Origin of the sequence: Nocardia cyriacigeorgica NBRC 100375 (genome assembly GCF_000308555.1) — a bacterium.
Taxonomy (GTDB): Bacteria; Actinomycetota; Actinomycetes; order Mycobacteriales; family Mycobacteriaceae; genus Nocardia; species Nocardia cyriacigeorgica.
Genome location: NZ_BAFY01000325.1, coordinates 36,872 through 54,682 on the forward strand (window position 1 = coordinate 36,872; position 17,811 = coordinate 54,682).

General features: G+C 67.8%; 20 protein-coding genes. 11 read left to right on the forward strand and 9 right to left on the reverse strand.

The genetic code is table 11. The features are described 5' to 3' along the window. Positions 1–47 precede the first annotated feature (47 nt). Positions 48–464, reverse strand: a complete 417-nt coding sequence (locus tag RJ05_RS32790) for a cold-shock protein (RefSeq protein WP_081597600.1) — start codon at positions 462–464, stop codon at positions 48–50. Positions 465–684: 220 nt separating this feature from the next. Here RJ05_RS32790 and RJ05_RS28090 point away from each other — a divergent pair, with 220 nt between their 5' ends. Next, positions 685–1,191 carry a flavin reductase family protein gene (locus tag RJ05_RS28090; protein WP_036542992.1) on the forward strand — a complete coding sequence of 169 codons (507 nt, stop codon included), beginning with the start codon at positions 685–687 and terminating at the stop codon, positions 1,189–1,191. 45 nt (positions 1,192–1,236) lie between these two features. On the opposite strand, the gene RJ05_RS28095 is transcribed toward RJ05_RS28090, so the two are convergent. Next, a complete protein-coding gene (locus RJ05_RS28095; protein WP_036542906.1) occupies positions 1,237–2,415 on the reverse strand; it encodes a hypothetical protein in 1,179 nt (392 codons plus the stop codon). Then, the gene (locus RJ05_RS28100; RefSeq protein WP_036542909.1) at positions 2,412–3,356 is read right to left on the reverse strand and encodes a metal-dependent hydrolase; all 945 of its coding nucleotides are present in this window, start codon (positions 3,354–3,356) and stop codon (positions 2,412–2,414) included. The genes RJ05_RS28095 and RJ05_RS28100 overlap by 4 nt, the downstream gene beginning before the upstream one ends. Positions 3,357–3,496: 140 nt before the next feature. Here RJ05_RS28100 and RJ05_RS28105 point away from each other — a divergent pair, with 140 nt between their 5' ends. Together RJ05_RS28105 and gnd are read left to right on the forward strand one after the other, a co-directional pair. Further along, positions 3,497–4,132 (forward strand): TetR/AcrR family transcriptional regulator, encoded by a 636-nt coding sequence (locus RJ05_RS28105; RefSeq protein WP_036542995.1) that lies wholly within the window; start codon positions 3,497–3,499, stop codon positions 4,130–4,132. 95 nt (positions 4,133–4,227) lie between these two features. Next, positions 4,228–5,673: an NADP-dependent phosphogluconate dehydrogenase gene (gnd, locus tag RJ05_RS28110; protein ID WP_036542912.1), complete on the forward strand. Its 1,446-nt coding sequence runs from the start codon at positions 4,228–4,230 to the stop codon at positions 5,671–5,673. A gap of 50 nt (positions 5,674–5,723) precedes the next feature. Here the strand turns inward: gnd and RJ05_RS28115 are convergent, their stop codons facing one another. Next, complete coding sequence (locus tag RJ05_RS28115; RefSeq protein ID WP_036542915.1) at positions 5,724–6,497, reverse strand: acyl-[acyl-carrier-protein] thioesterase; 774 nt, start codon at positions 6,495–6,497, stop codon at positions 5,724–5,726. Between the two features lie 80 nt (positions 6,498–6,577). Between RJ05_RS28115 and RJ05_RS28120 the strand changes: the two genes are divergently transcribed. Further along, positions 6,578–8,206: a helix-turn-helix domain-containing protein gene (locus tag RJ05_RS28120; protein WP_036542920.1), complete on the forward strand. Its 1,629-nt coding sequence runs from the start codon at positions 6,578–6,580 to the stop codon at positions 8,204–8,206. Here the strand turns inward: RJ05_RS28120 and RJ05_RS28125 are convergent. Further along, a complete protein-coding gene (locus RJ05_RS28125) occupies positions 8,203–9,114 on the reverse strand; it encodes a GNAT family N-acetyltransferase (protein ID WP_036542923.1) in 912 nt (303 codons plus the stop codon). The two genes, RJ05_RS28120 and RJ05_RS28125, sit on opposite strands and share 4 nt — an antisense overlap. A gap of 346 nt (positions 9,115–9,460) precedes the next feature. Between RJ05_RS28125 and RJ05_RS28130 the strand changes: the two genes are divergently transcribed. Continuing rightward, entirely contained in the window at positions 9,461–10,000 is a 540-nt protein-coding gene (locus RJ05_RS28130; protein ID WP_174343981.1) for a VOC family protein, read from the forward strand. Positions 10,001–10,063: 63 nt separating this feature from the next. On the opposite strand, the gene RJ05_RS28135 is transcribed toward RJ05_RS28130, so the two are convergent. Both RJ05_RS28135 and RJ05_RS28140 read right to left on the reverse strand, forming a co-directional pair. Then, positions 10,064–10,342, reverse strand: a complete 279-nt coding sequence (locus RJ05_RS28135; RefSeq protein ID WP_036542929.1) for a hypothetical protein — start codon at positions 10,340–10,342, stop codon at positions 10,064–10,066. Positions 10,343–10,344: 2 nt separating this feature from the next. After that, a complete protein-coding gene (locus tag RJ05_RS28140; protein ID WP_036542932.1) occupies positions 10,345–10,530 on the reverse strand; it encodes a hypothetical protein in 186 nt (61 codons plus the stop codon). A gap of 245 nt (positions 10,531–10,775) precedes the next feature. Here RJ05_RS28140 and RJ05_RS28145 point away from each other — a divergent pair, with 245 nt between their 5' ends. The 6 genes from RJ05_RS28145 (at position 10,776) to gntA (ending at position 14,567) form a co-directional block, all read left to right on the forward strand. Next, a complete protein-coding gene (locus tag RJ05_RS28145; RefSeq protein ID WP_036542935.1) occupies positions 10,776–11,657 on the forward strand; it encodes a helix-turn-helix domain-containing protein in 882 nt (293 codons plus the stop codon). Next, a complete protein-coding gene (locus RJ05_RS28150; protein ID WP_036542937.1) occupies positions 11,654–11,860 on the forward strand; it encodes a DUF397 domain-containing protein in 207 nt (68 codons plus the stop codon). The genes RJ05_RS28145 and RJ05_RS28150 overlap by 4 nt, the downstream gene beginning before the upstream one ends. 75 nt (positions 11,861–11,935) lie before the next feature. After that, positions 11,936–12,142 carry a DUF397 domain-containing protein gene (locus RJ05_RS28155; protein ID WP_036542941.1) on the forward strand — a complete coding sequence of 69 codons (207 nt, stop codon included), beginning with the start codon at positions 11,936–11,938 and terminating at the stop codon, positions 12,140–12,142. A 195-nt stretch (positions 12,143–12,337) separates the two neighbouring features. Further along, positions 12,338–13,519: a serine hydrolase domain-containing protein gene (locus RJ05_RS28160; RefSeq protein ID WP_036542944.1), complete on the forward strand. Its 1,182-nt coding sequence runs from the start codon at positions 12,338–12,340 to the stop codon at positions 13,517–13,519. Positions 13,520–13,544: 25 nt separating this feature from the next. Beyond that, positions 13,545–13,673, forward strand: coding sequence for a hypothetical protein (locus tag RJ05_RS32645; RefSeq protein ID WP_255220972.1), 129 nt, complete (start codon positions 13,545–13,547; stop codon positions 13,671–13,673). A gap of 162 nt (positions 13,674–13,835) precedes the next feature. Beyond that, positions 13,836–14,567 (forward strand): guanitoxin biosynthesis heme-dependent pre-guanitoxin N-hydroxylase GntA, encoded by a 732-nt coding sequence (gntA, locus tag RJ05_RS28165; protein WP_036542946.1) that lies wholly within the window; start codon positions 13,836–13,838, stop codon positions 14,565–14,567. A gap of 34 nt (positions 14,568–14,601) precedes the next feature. On the opposite strand, the gene RJ05_RS28170 is transcribed toward gntA, so the two are convergent. Continuing rightward, a complete protein-coding gene (locus RJ05_RS28170; protein WP_051017040.1) occupies positions 14,602–15,585 on the reverse strand; it encodes a PucR family transcriptional regulator in 984 nt (327 codons plus the stop codon). A gap of 229 nt (positions 15,586–15,814) precedes the next feature. Beyond that, on the reverse strand, positions 15,815–17,811 hold a 1,997-nt coding region (locus RJ05_RS28180), incomplete at its 5' end, for an ATP-binding protein (RefSeq protein WP_036542953.1).

Sequence of the window (17,811 nt, forward strand, 5' to 3'; positions counted from 1 at the left end):
CGCGACCAGCATCGCGGTCGCTGCCAGCAGGCTGAGTCCGATCAGGATCACCGGTGCGGTACCGACGGCAGCGAGGACGGCGAGGCAGGCGAGGAAAGCGAGGATGTACTGGTGCGCGTGCTGTGGTGCCATCGGATTCCTTTCGGCCGGGATCGGTGCGGACGGTGCGGTGACCGCGTGTAGGGGCGAACCTTCACGGCTTCGGGACCGCTGCGGGTGTGCGTGGTGGTGAAAACAACGGGTTGTCCGGCGGACAGGGTCTTGTAGCCGGTGGTATCGATCGCGGAGAAATCGACGAAGACCGCCTCGGTGCCGTCATCGGGGGAGACGAACCCGAATCCCTTCTCCGCGTTGAACCAGGCCACGGTGCCGTGCCGCCACTGGGCCGTGTCGCGGTCGGCGGGTGCGGCGTGTTCGGCGCCGGGAGCGACGAGGTCTGCATCGCTGTTGAAGGTCGAGGTCATCGCGAACTCCTGTACGCACGCGGTGACGGGCCCGGCAGGCCCGTGAGCTCCGATCAATGAGGTCCTGCTGTCAGATAACCTGTGCCATCTGGCATAGATTTCTTATAGCACTCGGGTCAGCGGGGTTTCAAGTCGGTGTGGCGCTCGCGCCATCCGGCATCCGGTGCGGCATGGGCGTTATCGTTGCGCCGGGGAACGCTGGTGGGGGACAGGAGGCGTGATGTCGCACGAGGAGGTCGACGAGGCGTTCGATGCGCTCGTCGCGGCCGCGAACAGCCCGATGTGGGTGGTCACCACCATCGCCGATGGTCGCAGAGCGGGATGCCTGGTCGGATTCGCCGGCCAGGTCAGCATCACTCCGCGCCGGTTCCTGGTGGCGGTGTCGAAGAACAATCACACCTACCGGATCGCTCGCCGGGCGGAGTATCTCGCCGTTCATCTACTCACCGGCGACGCCGTCGAACTGGCACGTCTGTTCGGCACCACGAGTGGAGATTCCGTCGATAAGTTCGCGCGGTGCGCCTGGTCCGGCGGCCCGCACGGGCTGCCGATCCTCGACGGGGCCGCCGGCTGGTTCGCCGGGCGGGTCATCGCCCGTAGCGACCTGGGCGATCACGTGGGTCATCTGCTCGAACCACTGACCGCGACAGCGCCGCCGCCCACCGCGACCACGTCGGCCCTGCACCTACGGGCAGTGGCCGACCTGACGCCGGGCCATGAAGCCTGACGATCGGTCGCGGTGGGCGGCGACGGGTGCGAAATGTGTTGCGGCCTAGGCGGGCTCGGCCGCAGTGGTCTTCGCCTCGGGCGGTGTAGCCTCCTTCTCGTCTGTACTCGTGTCGCCGGATACGTTCTGCGGCACCGTGAAGGTGGCCGCGACCACCGCGAAGCCGATCACGAAGCAGCCGACCGTGTACCAGAGATTGCCGACCGGGTCTCCATTCTCGGTCACCCCGTCCACGGCGCCGAAGAAGTCGGGCAGCGCCGAGGCCCACAGCACCGCCATCACGGCCAGATACACCAGGGCGTAGACCTGTACGAACCGGTTGCGGTACCCGTAGGCCGGGGTGGTTCCCGCACGCAACGCCGCCCACTGCCGGTAGATCAGCACCACGGCCACCACCGAGAGCACCACAAGCTCTGCGGCATAGACGAACCCGCGCACCGCGTCGCTGCCGATCCCGATGATCGTGGCGGGCAGCGGCAGGACGAAGGTGCCCACCGAGGCCAGCAACCCGATCACCACCGTGCGCCACACCAATTGCAGCCCGGTGAATGTCGTCCCCGCATCGACGTGGCGGCCCACGAAGTACTGCACGCACAACGCCAGCGACATCGGCCACAGCGCGGCGAACACCACCACGCTCGGCAGCGGCACCGCATCGAAGAACGGCTGGTTGATCGGATTGTCCAGCGACCATTCCCACCAGCGCAGCTGCGGGCCGATGTGGTCGAAGATCTCGTAGAAGGCGTGATGTACGAACCCGACGCACGCCGCACCGAGCAGCACGCCGTGGCGGCGGAAAATGCCGAGCATGCGCACGATTTCGAAGGCCACCGTCGCCATGAATGGATAGATCGCGATGATGTAGAGCGGCAGCCTGCCCCACAGGAATTCCACCGTGAACAGGTTGTGCGCGAACATCGTGTCCACGTGTTCGTCGATGCCGAACGCGCCAGGGAAATATAGCGGCGGTTCGATCACGAACAGGTAGGCCGTGGCACCGAACCAGAGCACCAGATTGGTCGGGTCACCATGCTTGCGCAGCCGCATGATCGCGTAGATCAGCGCGAGGACCGAGCCGAGCACGATGGTGACCTCGAGCGCGAGCAGCGTCCAGTTCTCCAGCCCCGCCGGATTGCGGAACTCGACCAGCCCGCCGGTCTCCGCGCAGGAAAATCCCATGCGTTCGGCGAGATCGGCGAAGGTCGGGGTACACAGATCGCTCATGAGTTCACCGCCGAGGCGACCGAGGTGTTGTTCTGGTCGGCGGTGTACCAGCGGGTGCAGTCGTATCCGGCGTCATAGCGGGCGAACCACCGATCGGCCAGCTCGGGCAGGTTCTCGTGGGTCGGGTCGTGCTTGGGCATCTGGCTGCGGAACACGCCGGCGAGGGCGGTGAGCTGCTCCTTGCGCGGAAGGCCGTCGAACGCACGCGGCATCGGGCCCTTGGTCAGGTACGGCGCGAAGAAGGTCAGCACCTTCTGCTTGGCCCGGTGGCGGGCGAACATCGCCATCGCGTCGACCTGGCGGTCGGCGAGCGGGACATGCTGGTTGAAGCCCATGCAGGCAATCCGGATCACCTTCAGCACGTGCGCGAAGATCGACGGCGCCATCCGCATCCGGTAGAGCTCGTCGCCGACCACGGCGTTGAACAGGATCAGCGCGGAGCTGCGGTGCTCGACCTCCTCGACGAAGTGCCAGATGAACAGCGAGGCCACCCGGTCGTCACCGGGACGGAACAGGGTGTCCTCGTTGTCGAGCATCAGCTTGAACACCGGCGTGAAGGTGGCCTCCAGGTCGGCGGTGTAGGCGAGCCGGTAGTTCTGTGAGGTGGCTTCGGTGAGCAGGTCGAACTCGCCGATCACCGCGTCCAGGGTGTTCTGGAGCCCGGGATATTTCTTGATCAGCGCCTTCACGTGCTGACGGTGCGCGGTCGAGTGATGGCCTTCCTGGCGCATGAAGGCGGTGGCTTCCGCGGCCACCTCCGGGTCGGTGAATACCGGCTTGAGCTGCATGATCAGCTTCACGATCATCTTCTCGAAGCCGACGGCCAGGAACGAGACCGCGTTCGACATGCTCGACCAGGCCGGGTTCTGCGGGTTCCACAGGAACGGGACATCCGCGTCCTCGAATCCGAAATCCATCTTTCGGGGCTGCACATTCGTCACAGGGAATACCTCGCGTAGGGGATGGGGCGGTCGCTGCGAGGAGCAGCGCTCTGACTGTAACCATACAACCAAGCATCTGTTTGTATGATTGCTTTGTGAAGATCGCCGAACCCGGACACGGCGGTGGTAATGTCCGCCCGGTGGCGCGCAGACGCGGGTGGGGCGGGAGCCCGCCGAAAGACGACGAGGAAGCGCACCGGCGCATCGTCGCCACCGCGGTGGAGTTGATCGGCCGCACCGGTGCGGCGGTCAGCATCGCCGACGTCGCCGACGCCCTCGGGGTCATCCGCCAGACCGTCTACCGGTACTTCCCCAGCGCCGAATCGCTGCTGACGGCCGCCGCCATCGCCTCGGTCGACGGGTTCCTGGACCGGCTGGCCGCCCACGTCGCGGGACTGGACGATCCGGCCGAGGCGATGACCGAAGCCGCCCTGTTCACCCTCGCCGACGTGCGCCGCACCCCGCATCTGGCGATCGTGCTGACGAGCTCGTACTCGACCATCGACCCCGACAGCATGACCTCGGTGCAGGCGAAGTCGTTCGGTATGACGATGATCCACCGCTTCGACGTCGACTGGGAACGTCACGGATACGACGAGCCGGCCTTGGAAGAGCTGGTCGAATTCGTGCTGCGCACGATGCACTCGTTCCTGGTATCTCCGGGCAACCCGCCGCGCAGCGAGGACGAATTGCGTGCCTACCTGCGGCGCTGGATGGGCGCCTCGATCTCCGCGCAACGCGAGTTCGCCGCCGGGACCGGCGCGCTCGGCCGGTAACGCGGCGTGGACCGAGCGCGGACCGCGGCGCTGTCGGCGCGCTGCCTAGACTGCGGGGGTTGACATAGAGCTCGATCGACAAGGAGAACCCGCCGATGACATCTCCCACCGCGCGCGCACAGATCGGGGTCACCGGCCTCGCGGTCATGGGCAGCAATATCGCCCGCAACTTCGCGCGGCACGGCTACACCGTCGCCCTGCACAACCGCAGCATCGCCAAGGTCGACGCCCTGCTGGCCGAGCACGGTGATGACGGCGATTTCGTGCGCACGGAGTCGATCGAGGAGTTGATCGCGGCGCTGGAGAAGCCGCGGCGGGTGCTGATCATGGTCAAGGCGGGCGAGGCCACCGACGCCGTCATCGAGGAACTGGCCGCGGCCATGGAGCCCGGCGACATCATCATCGACGGCGGCAACGCCCTCTACACCGATACGATCCGACGCGAGGCGTCACTGCGCGAGCGCGGCCTCAACTTCGTCGGTGCGGGCATCTCCGGTGGTGAGGAAGGCGCGCTCAACGGTCCGTCGATCATGCCGGGCGGGCCCGCCGAGTCCTACGAGTCGCTGGGCCCGCTGCTGGAATCGGTGGCCGCGAAGGTCGACGGCACCCCGTGCTGCACCCACATCGGCCCCGACGGTTCAGGGCATTTCGTGAAGATGGTGCACAACGGCATCGAGTACGCCGATATGCAGCTCATCGGCGAGGCCTACCACCTGTTCCGCGACGCGCTCGGCTTCGACGCCAAGCAGATCGCCGACGTGTTCACCCAGTGGAACTCCGGTGACCTGGAGAGCTACCTGGTGGAGATCACCGCCGAGGTGCTGAACCAGGTGGACGCGAAGACCGGCAAGGCGCTGGTCGACGTCATCGTCGACGCCGCCGAGCAGAAGGGCACCGGCCGCTGGACGGTGAAATCGGCGCTGGATCTCGGCATTCCCGTCACGGGAATCGCCGAGGCGGTGTTCGCCCGCGCGCTGTCCGGTTCCCGCGCCCAGCGCGCCGCCGCCAAGGGCCTGGCCTCGGGCACGCTGGCCGACAAGCCCACCGATGTGGAGACCTTCACCGAGGACATCCGCCGTGCGCTCTACGCCTCCAAGGTCGTGGCCTACGCGCAGGGTTTCGATCAGATCGCCGCGGGCAGCGCCGAATACGGCTGGGGTCTGAAGCCCGGCGATCTGGCCACCATCTGGCGCGGCGGCTGCATCATCCGCGCCCGGTTCCTGAACCGGATCAAGGAGGCCTACGACGAGAACCCGGAGCTGCCGAGCCTGATCCTGGCTCCGTACTTCCGCGAGGCCATCGAAACCGGCATCGACAGCTGGCGCCGGGTGGTGTCCACCGCGACTCTGCTCGGCATTCCGGTCCCGGCCTTCGCGTCGTCGCTGTCCTACTACGACGCGCTGCGCGCCGAACGCCTGCCCGCCGCCCTGACCCAGGGACAGCGTGACTTCTTCGGCGCGCACACTTATGAGCGCATCGATGCCGAGGGCAAGTTCCACACGCTGTGGAGCGGGGATCGCAGCGAGATCCAGACCAGCTGAGAGCGAGGAGATCGGAGCGAGCACCGGCCCGCTCCGATCTCTCGTCTTCGCTAGACGCGTTCGATACGCGCCAAAGTCCTTGCGCTGCCGTCGACTTCGAGCTGGACGTGCAGTCCGTCCCGGCTCTGCCACGACCGGATCAGCACCTCGTCGCCGGCCATGACCGGTCCGGCGTGTTCGAGGATCACCCGGTAGGGCGGGGCCGGTGCGTCGGGGAAGCGGGCGAGGGCTTCCTCGACCGCCTCCCAGTGCACCGCGTTGTTGACGTGGCCGTAGCGGTCCACATCGGTCACCCGCAGCGGGAACGGACGCACGTCGCCGTCGACGCCGGTGTGTTCCTCGAGTGCGGGACGCCAGCGCAGCCGGTGCTGGTCGGTGGCGGCGAGCATCGGCGCCATGAAGCGGTCGGTCATCCGGGCCGGGCGCCCGGCCTCGATGTCGACGTGGATGAGGAACATCTCGGTCTCGATCAGTCCGCCGTTCTCGCTGCGGACCTGGATGCGCATATTGCACCAGCGGTTCGACAGCGCCGAGGGCCAGCGCCGCAGATGCACCCGGTCGCCGAATTCGATGGGCGCGAGCACGTCGATGACGGTGCGGCGCACGATCCATCCCGGATGCAGATCCCCGTCCTCCACGACCTGGAGATGGTCGTAGCCGATGTCTTGCAGGTACCGCGCCACCGCGTCGAGCCGCAGCCGCTCCTCGCCATCGGTATCGCCGAGGCGCACCGGCCAATGCTCGTGAAAGGCCCGGTTCTCGTCCGGGCACGGGGTCAGGGGGAACGCGATCTGGGCCAGCCGGTCGGCGGTGGCGGTGCTCATACGGCTCCTTTCGCAGGTCGCGGGCCAGCGTAGTGCCGTCGACCCTTGCGTGCACGTGCCGCGCGGGGGACCGTGTTGATGTGGTCGCTGACGTCGAGCCGGGCCGGACCGCGTTCCGCGCAGCCGCGTGGGACGAGGCGTACGCGCTGCTGGGCCGGGTGGCCGAAACGACCGAACTCGACGCCGCCGACCAGGAGATCCTCGCCGAATGCGCCCACCTGCTCGGGCACACCGAGCAGAGCGTCGATCTGCGCAGCAGGCTGTACGCGCGGTATGTGCATGATGGCGCGCACCGCGAGGCCGCACTGTGTGCCTATCGCATCCATCTCGTGCTGAGTCTGCGCGGTGACATGGCCGCGGCCATGGGGTGGCTGGCCCGCGCCCAGCGCCTGCTCGCCGCGGAGCCCGAATGCGCCGCGCACGGCTATGTGTGCCTGGCCGAGGCCGAGGCGAATTACTTCGCGGGCAATCTCGACGTGTCGCTGGAACTCGGACGACGGGTCACCGCGATCGGCGAGCGCCACGGAGATCGTGATCTGGTCGACTACGGCCTGCACCAGCAGGGCCGCGCCCTCGCCGCTCTGGGCGACATCGCGCCCGCGTTGGCCTTGCTCGATGAAGCGATGCTCGCGGTGGTGTCGGGCGAGGTGCGCAGTCCGCTGATCAGTGCGGGCATCTATTGCAGCTCCATCAACGTGTGTGAGGCCCTCTCCGATATCGCCCGGGCACAGGCGTGGACGTCGGCGTTCGAGCACTGGGCATGTTCGCATCCGGCAGGCACGCCGATCTCCGGATCGTGCCGGATGCACCGGTCGGTGATCCTCTGGTTGCACGGATCGTGGATCGAGGCCGAACGGGAGGCGCGGCTGGCTTGCCAGGAGCAGAACGGAACCGTCGCGATGGACGCCGGCCGCGCCTGGTACCAGGTCGGTGAGATCCGTCGCGTGGTCGGCGATTTCACCGCCGCAGAGGAGGCGTTCGCGCATGCCGGCCGCTACGGCAGCGAAGTTCAGCCGGGTATGGCCTTGTTGCGCGCCGCGCAAGGGCGCACCGACGCCGCGATGGCGGGGCTGGCGCGGGCACTGGCCGAGCGGCCCGCCGATCGCCTCGCCCGCGCGAAACTGTTGCCGGCGATGGCCGAGCTATCGACGTCGGCGGGGGAGTATGCGCAGGCACAGCAGGTGGTGGCCGAACTGGATGCGCTGGCCGATATCGGACCGGCGGTGCGGGCCTGCGCCGCCTATGCGCGCGGTGCGCTGCACGTGGTCGACGATGATCCGGCCGCGGCGCTTCCCGTGCTTCGGACCGCCGCGCGGATCTGGTCGGAACTCGATATGCCCTATGAACTCGCGCGCACCCGCCGACTGATCGGCACAGCGTGCCGATCGGTCGGCGACGAGGAGGCCGCGGCTGTGGAATGGGACAGCTGCCGCTCGATCTTCGCCCGGCTGGGAGCGGTACCCGACGTCGTCGCCACCGATGGGTTGCTCGCCGATCGCCGCACGTCGCCGCTACCGGCGGGCCTGACCGCACGTGAGGCCGAGGTGCTGCGCCTGGTCTCCGGCGGGTTGACCAATCACGCTATCGCACAGTCGCTTTCGCTCAGCGATAAGACCGTCGCGCGTCATCTCGGCAATATCTTCACCAAGATCGGCGTCTCCTCGCGTGCAGCCGCGACGGCCTACGCCTACCGGCACGATCTCGCCTAACGCCAATCGTCGATCACATAGGCCTCGGGATGGCTGTAGCCACGATCGCCGGGCCGGTGCATGGCGATGCCCTGCAGGTAGGTGCGGTATCCGCGCGCGACCATGCTGCCGTAGGCGTGCGTGCGCGCCAGGCTCGTGCCCGCTTCCATGACCCCGGCTCCGCGTTCGGCGGCGAGGTCCTCACACGCGTCGAGGAGTTGTTCGAATCGTTCGCCCGCACCGCGCCCCGGGCTGACGGCACCGAATTTCACCAGGCAGACACCATCGCCGGCCTCGGTGCCCGCACCGAGATGGCAGACCGCCATCCCGGTCACCGCTCGGCCATCCATGATCAGCACGGTGTCGCCGTGGGTACGCGTGCGCGCCATCTCCCCGGACAGATCCAACCCCTCGTACACCGAATCGGTCAGGGTGCGGCACATCGACAGCACCGTAGGCTCCTCTGCCCCGGACAATTCGGAGTAGGCCATCCACCCCGATGCCGGCTGCGCGCGCCGTACCGGTTTACGCATGATCGCGGTGAGATAGCGCGGCCAGAAGCCGAATTTCCGGTAGAGCTCGACGTGCTTGGGGCTCTGGGCGAAGGTGAACAACCCCTGGAGGGTGGTATCCCAGGCGGCGAAGCGCTCCATCACGGGCTCCATCAGCAGCGACCCCAGGCCGCGGTCCCAATATTCGGGCCGGACCGTCAACGGGCCGACCACCCCGACGCTGCCCCAGCGGGTCCCGAAGTTGGTCCCGGCCAGCCGGCCGTCGATGTCGGCGGCGAAGGCGGCACTCGGGTCGGCCGCCCACCGGGTACCCACCAGGTCTGCGCTCTCGGCGAACGCCATCGGATCCGGCAACCCGATGAACGTCCCGAAGGCGAGGCGGAAGATCGAATCCGCCTCCGGGAGATCGTGTTCCATCAATGGACGATACGTGGTGCCGGCGGTGTGCCGGTCTCTTGTCACAGTGCTCATGGTCGAACAGTAGGGCCGGGACCGTCGAACCCTCATCGGGCGAACGGCCCATCCGGGCGGCGGGTCGGCATGGGGTGAACAGCCCATGTCATGCGAACGCACGAGGCGCGGAACTCGTCCGCCCCGTGGACCGCCGCCTGCCCGGCACCGGCGGCGGGCGCGGAGGCGACCGGCGGAGTCCCGATCTCCGGGACGCGATCGGCTGCCGATACCGGAGGAAGAGCAGTATGGAGGGAGAGGGTTGCGCCGCGTCACCGGCGTGGCAGGAGCGGCGAGGTAGAGGAGTGTGGGTATGCGAGGAATCAACCACGTCGTGTTGTACGTGTCGGACCTGGAACGCAGTCTCGCCTTCTACGAGGGAGTTCTCGGCTTCGAGCGGCTGCCCGGCGGATTCCCCGGCGGCGCGTTCCTGCGGCACGCGGGCTCGGCCAACGACCATGACCTGGGTCTGTTTCAGGCCCGCAACTCGGCGGCGGCGCCGCCGGGGTCGGTCGGGCTGTACCACGTGGCATGGGAGGTCGACACCCTGGATGAACTCGCTGCCATGCGCACCGCGCTGGCCGAGGCACGGGCACTGACCGGTGCCGGGGATCACGCGTCGACCAAGGCGGTCTACGGCCGCGACCCCGACGGCATCGAGTTCGAGGTGTGCTGGCTGGTGCCCGACGAGCGGGTGGAAGAGGCGCTGCGGACAGCGACCTCGATGACCGCGCCGCTCGACATCGCGGCCGAGATCGAGCGGTACGGCGCGAACACTCCGGGCGGCCCGCGCACCGATCCGGCCGTGTGGGCTCGGATCGCGGAACGCACTGCCGTGCAGGGGCTTTCCTGAAACAGACGGGCGTTCGCGCACCGTCGGCCGGCGGACCGGGTCTGCCCGGCAGCTGTCCTGGTGCTAGTTCAACGCGTTCAGGTCCACCAGGGTGGCGAAGATGGTGGCGCCGTGGTCGGTGCCTTCGGCGCCGGACAGGATCGAGTCGAGCAGGGGTGCGTTGGCGAGCATCCCTGCGCCGTAATGGCCGGTGCTGCGGGCGCTGGACAAGACGGCGTAGATGACCGAGGCGTAGACCTTGGAGCGGGGCACGGTCAGGTGGGCGATGGTGTCGAGGCGGGCGTCGACGGCGTCGATCACCTCGCGCAGGACGGCGATTTCGATCTCGCGCAGTCTGTCCACGGCTAGTACCCGAACTTCATGCGGTTGGACGGTGCCATGCGGTGGTGTTGCACCAGTAGGGTTTTCGCCTGTGACTTGATGGCGCAGACGGTGACGGGACAGTCGATGTGTTCCTGCATCACCCGGTGTGCGAGCTCGACACTCATGCTGAGCACGGCGTTGTGGCGAAAAGGGGGAAGGGCGTTCATAATCGTGGGCACCTCCGGTCTCGTCATCGGTTGGTGTGCCCCGAGTGGCCGGGGTCCGATTGGGGCGGACCTCCTCCGGCGCTCAGGAGCTGAGCTCAGTAGACACGCCGCGCAAGGGCTTTGGAATGTCCATCGTCGGGTTTCTTACGCCGAGACAACCAATTTCTGCGATGGTCCGAACACGACCACGTGCTCCATGGCGAGGCGTTCCATAATTCGAACAATCCGATAGCGAGGCTAACGAGATGGCAGCGGGGTCGACACTCCCACAACGGGCGGCCGGGCGGGAACTGCGCAGGTTGCGGATGCGAGCGGGCAAGAGCCAAACGGCGGCGGGCAAGGTCATCGAGGTCTCGCCGCAGACCATCGGGAGGATGGAAGACGGGTTACCGACGAAGTTGTCGCGGGTGTACGTCAACGCGCTGTGCGATGAGTACGAAGCGAGTGCAGCCGAGCGCGAGCGGCTGCTGACGTTGGCTGCGGAGGTCGAGGAGGCGAAGAAGGCCGGGAACGGTTGGTGGAGAAGTTATCCGGTCGAACCGAAGTTCGATCACTACCTCGGGCTGGAAGATGCCGCGCGGAGTATCACAACGTTCCAGCTGACCCTGGTCCACGGGCTTCTGCAAATTGCGGAGTACCGGCGCGACATGCTCTGGGTCGCCAATCCGACCATGCCGACCGATGAGGTGGAGCGCCAGGTTGAGTTGGCCATGCGGCGGAAAGCCAAACTGGATCAGGAAGGATTCAGTATGGACGTGATCTTGTCGGAAGCAGTGTTGCGTCATCGGGTCGGCGGACCCCCAGTTATGGCGCGGCAGCTTCGGCATCTGGCCGAGGCGACTACGAGACCGAACATCTCTGTCCGTGTGATCCCACTGCATGCCGACGGGCATATCGGACTCCAGGTCGGGTCATTCACACTGCTGGAATTCCCGCCCCTGCCATCGTCGCGGATGATCGAGCCACCCGTGGTTTACGTCGAGGAATGGGCGGGCCATTTGTTCCTCGAGCGCGCAGCCGAGATCGAGCGCTATCGGCACGCCTGGACGGCGCTGCAGCGTGTAGCGTTGGACGAACAAGACACCAGGTCGCTAATCCTGGATATAGCAAAGGAGTTCGAAGCGTGAGCGTAGATCTTTCTGGGGCGCGGTGGTTCAAGAGCAGCCGGTCGGAAGCCGCGAACGCGTGTGTGGAAGTCGCCCATCTCGACGGTGGCATGGTCGGCGTCCGTGACTCCAAGAATCCGACCGGTCCGGCGCTGGTCTTCACTCCGTCGGAGTGGGACGCGTTTCTGAGCGGAGCCACTGACGGCGAGTTCGACCGTCCCTGAGGCGGAAGTGGCCAGGTACTTCCATCCGATCCCGGGCCCGCGCCGCCGGTCCTGGCTAGTGAAGGAGTTCGAACCATGAGTGTCGATCTGTCCAGGGCCCGATGGTTCAAGAGCAGCCGGTCTGCGGACGCGAACGCGTGCGTGGAAGTCGCCCACCTCGATGGCGGCCTGGTCGGTGTCCGCGACTCGAAGAACCCCTCCGGTCCGGCGTTGGTGTTCACCCCGTCCGAGTGGGACGCCTTCCTGGCCGGTGCCACGGACGGCGAGTTCGACCGCCCCTGATCGCAGCTGACCGCGGGCTCGGGGGGCGGCGGCCAAATCCTCGCCCCGGTCCGCGAGTGCGTCCGGAGTCGGCACCCCGGCGGTGTGCGTCGAGTCGAGTGCGGTCCCACCGTGTCCGGGCCGGGGGGATACCCCGATCCGGATTCCAGGGTCACGCCGGATGTGCCTCGTCGGGGACGAAACTAGGTTTCGGTCATGCCTTCTACTGTGCGAATACTCCGGGCCGCGGCGCTCGGCGCAGCAACCCTGCTGGCCGTCGGGGTGATCACCGGGTGTGCGGAGTCGGCCGGCATTTCTCCGGACGAGCAGTTGCGCCAGGATGTCGAGGCGATCCACGCCCTCGGTGTCAGCGGTGCCCAAGCGCGAGCTATCGGGGCTGACGGTCGCCAGGCTGTCGCCACCAGTGGCAGCGCCGACCAGACCGCCGGCCAACCGGTCGATCCCGAGGGCTACTTCCGGATGGCCAGCACGTCGAAGACACTCATCGCCACCGTGGTGCTGCAACTGGCGGCCGAGTCCACGCTGTCGTTGAACGACACGGTCGAGCACTGGCTGCCGCACGTGGTGCAGGGTAACGGCAACGACGGCAACCGCATCACGATCCGTCACCTGCTTCAGCACACCAGCGGAATCCACGACGATCTGCCCGGATACACCACGCCGCAGGAGTACTACCAGCAGCGCTATGACGTCCACACCGCCGAGCAACTGGTGGCACGCGCGATGGAGCATGCACCGGATTTCCCGCCCGGAGCGGGCTGGTCCTATTCCAACACCGGCTACATCCTGCTCGACATGATTATCGAGCAGGCCACCGGCCGGCCTGCCCGTCAGGAGATCGAGGAGCGCATCCTGGTCCCGCTCGGCCTCGAGCGGACCCGGTGGATGGGCGCCTCGCCGACCGTGCCCGCACCGCACGCACGGACCTACCAATACTTCGGCCCCGGTGCCGAAGTGGATGTCACCGAACAGATATCCGTCAGCCAGAATTTCTCGTGGGTGGCGACCACTCAGGACGAGAACGACTTCTTCCGCGCGGTGCTCGCAGGACGCCTACTACCACCCCAGCAGCTGGCCGAGATGAAGCAGACCGTCCCCGTGAGCGCGCAGGTACAACAGCTGTGGCCCGGCGGTCGATATGGGCTCGGCCTGGTGCAGCGGCCCCTGAGTTGCGGAGGAATCTACTGGGGTCACGAGGGCGGGGACGGCGGCTACGTGACCCTCAACGGCGTCAGCGACGACGGCCGGCGCAGCGCCGTGGTTTCCATGTCCGAAGCACTCGGCGACACCCCGGAGCACATCCGGGACCAAGAGAACGCGGCGAGCGCCCTGATCGATCACGCACTGTGCGCCGGGGCCCGCACCTCGTCCGAGTGAGCACCCGCTCATCGTCGTCGTCACCGTGCTGTCCGAACTCGCGCTGTCCTCGTCGAGTGCGCAAAGCCTGGCCGCCGCCCCGCCGTTCATCACCCACGGCGACGCGGGCGATGTGATTCCGGCCATGCTCGCCTGCCGGTTTCCGGCTCCGTAGATGGCAACCCCCGCGGGGTACCGATCCGCTCGATTCGCGCACCCGGCCCTCGGCCTGACAGGATGCGCAGCGCAGTGCGGTCGAGGTGGGTGCATTCGCCACGTGGAAACGATGATCTACCCCCTCGGCTGAGGGACACGTGGTTGGAAAGGAACACCGGGATTGACGACGGATGCGCGGGCTGAGCTGGAGGCATTTCTGCTCGGGGACCGGTTCGCCTGTCTGGCGGGCCGCTCCGCCTGGCGGCAGGGCGGCATCACTCACCGCCACTACGACGTGATGGGTGGCGAGGAATCGGCGCGATTGATGGCCTTGGATCTGGCCGAGTTCGTCGGCGCCGCCGACTGGAGCGCACGCAAATTCACCAGCTTCATCGCGACCTTCGAGCAGCCGCGCGGCGTGGACGAGCTGCGTTTCGAAGAGCTGCTGTGGCAGCACCTGCAACTGCTGCACGAAGCCGACGCCGACCGCTACGCCTGGGCGCCCGGCTACTCCTCGGACCCGCAGTCCGGCGAGTTCGGCTACAGCGTGGCCGGCCACCCGTTCTTCGTCATCGGCCTGCACGAAACCCACCGTCGTTACGGCCGCCGCCCACCGTTCCCGATGCTGGCCTTCAACTCCCACGAGCAGTTCGGCCGCATCAAGGCCGCGGGCATGTGGGACCGCCTGGCCGAGAAGATCCGCAAACAGGACATCGCGCTCCAGGGCGACATCAACCCCAACCTGCTCGAATACGAGAAGCTCTCCGAAGCCCGCCGCTACTCCGGCCGCCCCAAACCCGCCGACTGGCAATGCCCGTTCAGCGCGCGTCCCGCCGCCCACGACCGCGAACTCGCCGCGGCCAACGACCGCGATCTTGCGAGCACTCACGAACGCGAACTCGCAGGCGCCTAGCAGCCGATCGCGGGAAGCCGCGCAGCGCCGGTGTTCACGCCGCGCTCGGGCCGCCCTTGGCATAGCTGTGCGCCACGAACGCGCTACGCAAGTACCACAATCCATCGGCCCGGCCGAGGTCGAGCCCGGTGAGCTGGGCGATCCGCCGCAGCCGGTAATCGACGGTATTGGCATGCACATGCAGGCGGCGCGCGGTCACCGTGCGGCTCAAATCGTTGGCCAGATGGCAGCGCAGCGTGTCGAGGAGTTCCGGGTGATCATCGAGGGGTGCGAGCAGCCGGCCCAGATGCTCACGCCCCGGGCCCGGGCGAGTGAGCTGGTATTCGAGCACCAGATCGGTGAAACGGTGCACGCCGCTGGGTAATCCGAGCCGCTGCACCACATCGAGGGTGCCGTGGGCGCGCTCGGCGGCTTCGGGGATCTCGGTCACCGCGGCGACCACGGACGCAGCGGTGAGCGCTACACCCGCGGCTCGGGAGAGTTCGGCGATCACCGTTCCGGCCGGCGGCCCATCGGCCGGAACGAGCACGGTGCCGCCGTCCACGGACAGGACCGCGAGAACACGACCGGCGTATCGGGCAGTGAGTGCGGCGTGCACGCGACGTACTGCGCTGCGTGCGACGGATCGGCTGTCGAGACCAGGTCGCCGCGTGTCGGGGTGCGGCGGCATGGCCAGCGCCAGCACGTCGTATTCGTCGGCCGGTTCGATTCCGCACTGCCGCGCCTGTGTCGACGTGGCGGTGCCCGCGAGGAGCGCGGACACCAGCTGTTCCTCCGGTGCGGAGTGCGTGAGCGCCCGGAGCTGGTCCACGTACGCGGCGGACATCGCGGAGGTCAGCAGATCGAGCGCCCGAACCGTGGTCGAGGTGCGGTCGAGTACTTGCGCGGGCTGTGGCGGGACGCGCGTGGTGCCGTAGACGCTAGCGGCGAGCGCGTCGCGGACCGCCTCGTGCACCGTCTGCAAGACCGTCTCGAGCGGAATGCCCACGCCGGCCGCGGCGGCGGCAGCGTGTTCCACCCAGGTCAGCTCCGCTGCCAGGTCGAGGGATTCCGGGTCGGCCCGGGCGATTCGTGCACACTGTGCCGCGATCGCTGGGAGGTCGCACGCCGCCCGCGTAGCCGGTTTCTGCGCTTGCCCGGCCGGACGCGGAAGCAGCCCGACCGGTGGTGACTCGTGCACTCGGGCCTCCCAACTGCTGTGGAAGGCTCAGCTTGCCCGGCGACCGCATCGCCGGGCATCGTCGAAATTACGCATTCATGGCTACGTATCCGGTGTTCGCGGTGAACCAGGCCGCGATCTGCGCTCGGTTGGCGGCCCCGAGTTTGGTGAGAATGTGCTGGACATGGGTGTCGGCGGTGCGCACCGCGATCACCAGGCGTTCGGCGATCTCACGGTTGGTCGCGCCCTGGGCGATCAGTTCGGCGACCTGCATCTCCCGTGGGCTGAGCGGGCACTCGCGGGCATTCACCGCGCGGGATCGGTCGTCGAGCGCATAGCGACGGCCATAGTCCGGGCTCATGGCGTAGCCGTATTGGTAGGCGGTCTCGAACCGGGCGGACCCGAGCGCCTGCCGCGCCTGCTGCCAGAACATCCGGTGCGGGACCGGCAACATGATGTCGGGGTCGGCGCCGAGCCGCTCCCACGCCGAGGCTGCTGCCCCGAACAACGTGGCCGAACGGGTGTGCTCGCCGCTGAGGCAGGCGATCCAGGCGAGTTCCTCGACGTGGTAGGCGTCGCCGAACTGGCTGTCGCGCCGCCGAGTCGAGGCCAGCGCGGTGCGGGTCAGCGTGCGAGCGGCATCGATCCTGCCCCGGCTGAGCTCGATCAACGCCAGGCTGAAATACAGGACGTCGCGATAGTAGGTGTCACCTGCGGCTGTGCTCGCGGCGAGCGCGTCACCGATGACGGTGAGTGCGGTGTCGACATCCTTGGAAAACATCGACAACGCGAGAATATTGCGCGCGCCTATCGCACCCCGGCCGTCGCCGTGGGCGTCGAAGATCTCGACCGCGGCGGCGGCCAGGGTCGCGGCCGCGTCGTTGTCGAGCCGGATCTTGCAGCCTTGGGCGCGGATCATCATCACCTGCGCGGCCACGATCGGGTCGGCCGAGCGCGCCGCCTCCGCGTCCGCCGCGGCGAGCCGGAGGTCGGCGTCGTCGAGGTCGCACAGCCAGGTCGCGTGCAGCGCCGACATCGCGAGGGCGAGGCCGCGATCGGGGTGATCGGGCGCGGCGCCCGCGCAGGCACGATCCAGCCAGATCCGGGCCTGCTTGCTCGCGCCGCGCAACGTCCAGTACTCGGGCAACCGGCACGCCATCGAGAGGGCGATATCGGCTTCGCCGGGAGTATCCAGCGACCAGTCCATCGCGGCGACGATGTCGGCATGATCGTCGCGCAGTCGCCGGATCCAGGCCGTCTGGTCCGGCCCGAACCAGTCGTCGTCGGCGATCCTGATCAGGTGATGGAACCAGTCGCGGTGACGGCGAGCCGCCTGCCCGTGATCGTTGTCGGCGGCCAGCCGCTCGGCGGCGTATTCGCGCAGCGGGCGCAGCATCCGGTAGCGGACGATCGTGTCACCGTGGCGTTCGAGCAGCGATTTGTCCACCAGGCTGTCGATCACATCGATGATCGCTTCGGCGCCGACATCCGCGCACACGTACTCGGCCGCCTCCAGATCGAAGGTTCCGGCGAAGATCGACAGCCGCCGCCACACCGCACGCTCGGCATCGGTGCACAGCGTGTAACTCCAGTCGACAGCGGCGCGGAGGGTGCGCTGACGTCCGGGAACAGTGCGGGCTCCGGGCGTGGACAAGGCCAGCTGCCCCGCCCAGCGTTGGAGAATCTGCCGAGGTGACAATGACCGGACCCGGGCGGCGGCGAGTTCGATGGCCAAAGGCACCCCGTCCACGGCCCGGCACAATCCCGCGATATCGGCGGCATTCTCGGCGGTGAGCGTGAAATCGGCGCGGGTGGCGGCGGCCCGGTCGAGGAACAAACGCACCGCCTCGACCTCGCCAAGGGCGGCAGGGTTCAGGTCGGTGACCGCCGGGATCGACAGCGGCGGCACCCGGAAGACCTGCTCACCCGGCACCCCCAAAGGTTGCCTGCTGGTGGTGAGAATGGTCAGGCCCGGACATGCGGGTAGCAGCTCGGCGATCAGCGTCGCGCAGGGCAGCAGTAGATGCTCGCAATTGTCGAGCACCAGCAGCGGTGGCCGGCGGGTGAGGTGGGCGCGGATCCGAT

Bases quoted from the DNA above. Each gene is read 5' to 3' on its own strand.
- RJ05_RS28090 (WP_036542992.1), top strand. From the start codon at position 685: ATGTCGCACGAGGAGGTCGACGAGGCGTTCGATGCGCTCGTCGCGGCC.
- RJ05_RS28140 (WP_036542932.1), bottom strand. From the start codon at position 10,530: ATGAACGCCCTTCCCCCTTTTCGCCACAACGCCGTGCTCAGCATGAGT.
- RJ05_RS28145 (WP_036542935.1), top strand. From the start codon at position 10,776: ATGGCAGCGGGGTCGACACTCCCACAACGGGCGGCCGGGCGGGAACTG.
- RJ05_RS28130 (WP_174343981.1), top strand. From the start codon at position 9,461: ATGCGAGGAATCAACCACGTCGTGTTGTACGTGTCGGACCTGGAACGC.
- gnd (WP_036542912.1), top strand. From the start codon at position 4,228: ATGACATCTCCCACCGCGCGCGCACAGATCGGGGTCACCGGCCTCGCG.
- RJ05_RS28125 (WP_036542923.1), bottom strand. From the start codon at position 9,114: ATGGAACACGATCTCCCGGAGGCGGATTCGATCTTCCGCCTCGCCTTC.
- RJ05_RS28115 (WP_036542915.1), bottom strand. From the start codon at position 6,497: ATGAGCACCGCCACCGCCGACCGGCTGGCCCAGATCGCGTTCCCCCTG.
- RJ05_RS28155 (WP_036542941.1), top strand. From the start codon at position 11,936: ATGAGTGTCGATCTGTCCAGGGCCCGATGGTTCAAGAGCAGCCGGTCT.
- RJ05_RS28095 (WP_036542906.1), bottom strand. From the start codon at position 2,415: ATGAGCGATCTGTGTACCCCGACCTTCGCCGATCTCGCCGAACGCATG.
- RJ05_RS28160 (WP_036542944.1), top strand. From the start codon at position 12,338: ATGCCTTCTACTGTGCGAATACTCCGGGCCGCGGCGCTCGGCGCAGCA.
- RJ05_RS32790 (WP_081597600.1), bottom strand. From the start codon at position 464: ATGACCTCGACCTTCAACAGCGATGCAGACCTCGTCGCTCCCGGCGCC.